4 protein-coding genes and 1 pseudogene are annotated in these 3,420 nt (G+C 34.4%); all 5 read right to left on the reverse strand.

Translation table 11 applies throughout. The features are described from left to right. Positions 1 to 393 precede the first annotated feature (393 nt). On the reverse strand, positions 394 to 732 hold the full coding sequence (gene cas2, locus ABIQ28_RS06225; RefSeq protein ID WP_348036015.1) for a CRISPR-associated endonuclease Cas2: 339 nt from the start codon (positions 730 to 732) through the stop codon (positions 394 to 396). Continuing rightward, a complete protein-coding gene (cas1, locus tag ABIQ28_RS06230; protein WP_348036016.1) occupies positions 732 to 1,619 on the reverse strand; it encodes a type II CRISPR-associated endonuclease Cas1 in 888 nt (295 codons plus the stop codon). Before cas1 ends, cas2 begins: the two co-directional genes overlap by 1 nt. A gap of 26 nt (positions 1,620 to 1,645) precedes the next feature. After that, the gene (locus ABIQ28_RS06235; RefSeq protein WP_348036017.1) at positions 1,646 to 2,239 is read right to left on the reverse strand and encodes a plasmid pRiA4b ORF-3 family protein; all 594 of its coding nucleotides are present in this window, start codon (positions 2,237 to 2,239) and stop codon (positions 1,646 to 1,648) included. A 31-nt stretch (positions 2,240 to 2,270) separates the two neighbouring features. Further along, positions 2,271 to 2,792: a DUF6155 family protein gene (locus ABIQ28_RS06240; protein ID WP_348036018.1), complete on the reverse strand. Its 522-nt coding sequence runs from the start codon at positions 2,790 to 2,792 to the stop codon at positions 2,271 to 2,273. 3 nt (positions 2,793 to 2,795) lie between these two features. After that, a pseudogene (locus ABIQ28_RS06245) lies at positions 2,796 to 3,420 on the reverse strand (hypothetical protein); the annotation flags it as partial.

A 3,420-nucleotide genomic window follows, 5' to 3' on the forward strand; every position in this document is an offset into this window, starting at 1 on the left:
GTGAATTCCTTTCAAATTTTTGTAGATTTACTCAGTAGAATTACAACCGGTAAGATCGAAACCATGAAGATTCAACAGTTGTGAATTCCTTTCAAATTTTTGTAGATTTACTCAGTAGAATTACAACTATTGATAAAAGATTTTGCTTTAAGCAAGTGTTGTGAATTCCTTTCAAATTTTTGTAGATTTACTCAGTAGAATTACAACAGCCATTTAATAAGTTAGAGTTGCTATTAAGTTGTGAATTCCTTTCAAATTTTTGTAGATTTACTCAGTAGAATTACAACCTCAAATAACACCCATGTAATCAGTGTGTTATGCCGAGTGTTCTACAAAATAAAAACGTAAGAAATGCTTGATTCCATTACGGCATCAAGCATTTTTTTATTCCTGTCAAAACAATTCTAATTGTTGTGGCATCGAAGGTAAATTGGTTTCTTTCTTTGAAAAGAAAAGCTCCATCTGCCCAAATTGTTTATCGGTAATACACAAAATGCCCACCTTTCCTTCAGCTGGCAAACTTCTTTTGGTACGTTTGATGTGTACTTCTGCATTTTCTCTACTAGGGCAGTGGCGCAAATAAATTGAAAATTGAAACATATTGAACCCGTTGTCCAGCAATGATTTTCGAAATCGAGTTGCTGCACTTCGTTGCTTCTTAGTTTCTGTTGGCAAATCAAAAAATACCAATACCCACATAATTCTATATGCATTATATCTGCTAAAGCTCATTACAGCATCGGATAGTGAATCACTCTGCCTTCGCCTGTAAAACACTTACATAACGAGCTGGTTGTAATGCTCAGGGCAGTCATCAACGGACGTGTCAATCCGTTAATATAAACATCTTTCGTTGCTAATTGTAACAAATGTGCTTTGGCTTCTTTGTCTAAATTTTCTGTCATTTCTGATTTCTGCATCCATTCTATGACCAAAATATCCACATATGGACGATAGGGTTCCATGATGTCATCTGCCAAGCAATACGCATTGTATTTGTTGCGATGAAAAATCCCTATCGTTGGGTGTAATCCGCTGCTGACCAGTGCACGTGCTACCATGCTTCGCAATACAATGTATCCGAAATTCAAGAAATTATTGGGCGCATCGCCTTTTCTGTCTCTTGTGAAATCTTCAAACAAGGTGCGCCAATAATACTGCGCTGCAATACCTTCCATATTGGTGCTATCGCCCGATTTTACTTCGTTCATATAGTTTATCATTCGTTCAAAAGGAAGTTTGTTTTTAAGTAAAACCTCTTTTTGTTGAAATATTTTGGCTTCAACTGTTTGTTTCCACAATTGTTTTCGCAAAGGTTCGGAACAATTGATTTGATGTTTTAAAAACTCACTATGTGTTACATGACCACTTATAGGCAACATCAATCCCAAAGGCAAATGACTTTCATCACAGCTAATAATCGCCACATTATGTTGTTGCAATGCAATGATCAATTGATGGCTCAGGGTAATTTGAAAGTTATCTAACACCAAAAAGCCCATATCTTCAATGGGTACAGAGCCTTTGGTTTCTTTGGTTAACGGATCTTCTATTTTTAGCTGATGGTCTTTCAGCTTTAAATAAGCGGGATTGCCAATGTAAATGGTACGTTTAAGCATGAGTTTTTAGGTTTTATTGACTGATTTCAGGTTGAAAACTCCTCCAATAGTATCACATTTACGTCTTCGATATCAAAACCATATAGTTCATCGTAGGTCTTTCCATTAGGGATTCCTGCCCATTCCAAGTGTTCTTTGTCGTCTGCTGTTTTTCTTTTTTTAGCAATGATTTCTAAAAGTTCATAAAATCCCCAAATACCTCCCATATCATCAATGGGTGCGGCATTTTCGCCTTTGATACATTTCGGAACCAACACTTCTTCATCGGGTTTCTTTAAAACGGTAATGGTATGGATCCAATCATCTCCAAAATCATAGGTATAGATCATCTTCTTTGTCTTGCCATTAAAGAAGTCCGATAACGGGGTTGTGATAGCGTCAAATTCTTGATATCTATTCATGAAAAAGTCATCGACCATGTCATCAAACTCTTTTAGTTTAATAGAATCGCTGCGATATGGCGCTCCAACGTTGAACTGATAAAGATGAGAATTATTCCAATTCATAACACATTGTATAACAATGTGTAGCTGTTCGAAATTGAGATTTTCTGGAACAATGACCGTACGGTAAATTTTGGGATCTGTATTGTTTAACGTAATTTTTAATTTATGTGCCAAAGTGTTTGTTTTTATTGTTTAATCTTTTAATTTATTTATGGTAATATTCGTAATAAACATCCGCTATATCATCGGCAAAACCATATCCACAAGGCGAAGCGTATTTTACACACTGTTCTGCACGACGTTTAAAATCAGGTAGTAAATTATGTTGCGCTATAAATTTAAGTGCCGATTTGTAATTGTTCCATGCAGCAACATAAAAAGCTTCGTCCATATCGCCCCATTCTGCTGTAAATTCACATGCGCTTTCAGCTAAATATAGCATGGCATCGGCGATAATCTCAGAAGAAACCTGTAGATCCTTTAACTCTGTAATTGCTTTTTTGGCAACAGAAAATTTCAAGTTTGCTTTTTGAGGAATTTCCACATTGAATTCCTTGCGAATAATTTTCTTGCATTTGTCCAATAATTCTTTTTCGTTGGTTGGGTTAAGATAGAAATCATAAAATGTTTTTACCGCTTTGTTCTTGCTGTACAAATCCAATATCTGTGCTACTAACTGCTCTTTTGTGAGGTTTAATAGCTCTTTTTTTAATGCTGTTTTTGACATGGTTTATGCTTTTGAGATGTTGCCTAGGCGATCGACTTTAAGTTTCCAACAAGCTTTTTTTATCTGCGTTTTACCATCAATCATATTTTGATTTTTATTTTGTTGACTACCAAGACCGAATTCATTCTGAATTAACTCTTTCTCCAGAATATTTATTTTTCCATTTTCATTCAACTCTTTGAAAATTTCTTTATTCCTCTTTCCATGAAATCTCCAAATAGGCTTAGAAACTGAATAAGGGACAAAATTTGCTATATCTTCACTTCCGTCAACATATTTATAAATCCTACCTGACTGTTCTTTTGTTAAATTATTGAAATCAATTTCTAATGGATTTTCTATCTCTTCATCAGTTGGAACATAAACTAAATCCAATGGTGATAATGTGAATTTCCAATTATATTCATTTAACTTATCATCATGGATTTTGTCAGGAAGTGGATTTAAATATTTTGATTTATCTTGTTTTAAAGTTTCAATTAATTCAACCAAACCAATATCCTTAAACTTTCGTTCTCTTATTTCATTGTTGTTATCATCTTTATAAACTCTTTCATAAAAGCCAAGGAAAAGATTAGAACCCGGTGCTGTAACCACATATTGCTTTGATTTTACAGAAAATTCATTT

Origin of the sequence: Gelidibacter sp., from assembly GCF_039916245.1 — a bacterium.
In the GTDB taxonomy this organism is placed as follows: Bacteria; Bacteroidota; Bacteroidia; order Flavobacteriales; family Flavobacteriaceae; genus Gelidibacter.

Bases quoted from the DNA above. Each gene is read 5' to 3' on its own strand.
- cas2 (WP_348036015.1), bottom strand. From the start codon at position 732: ATGAGCTTTAGCAGATATAATGCATATAGAATTATGTGGGTATTGGTA.
- cas1 (WP_348036016.1), bottom strand. From the start codon at position 1,619: ATGCTTAAACGTACCATTTACATTGGCAATCCCGCTTATTTAAAGCTG.
- ABIQ28_RS06240 (WP_348036018.1), bottom strand. From the start codon at position 2,792: ATGTCAAAAACAGCATTAAAAAAAGAGCTATTAAACCTCACAAAAGAG.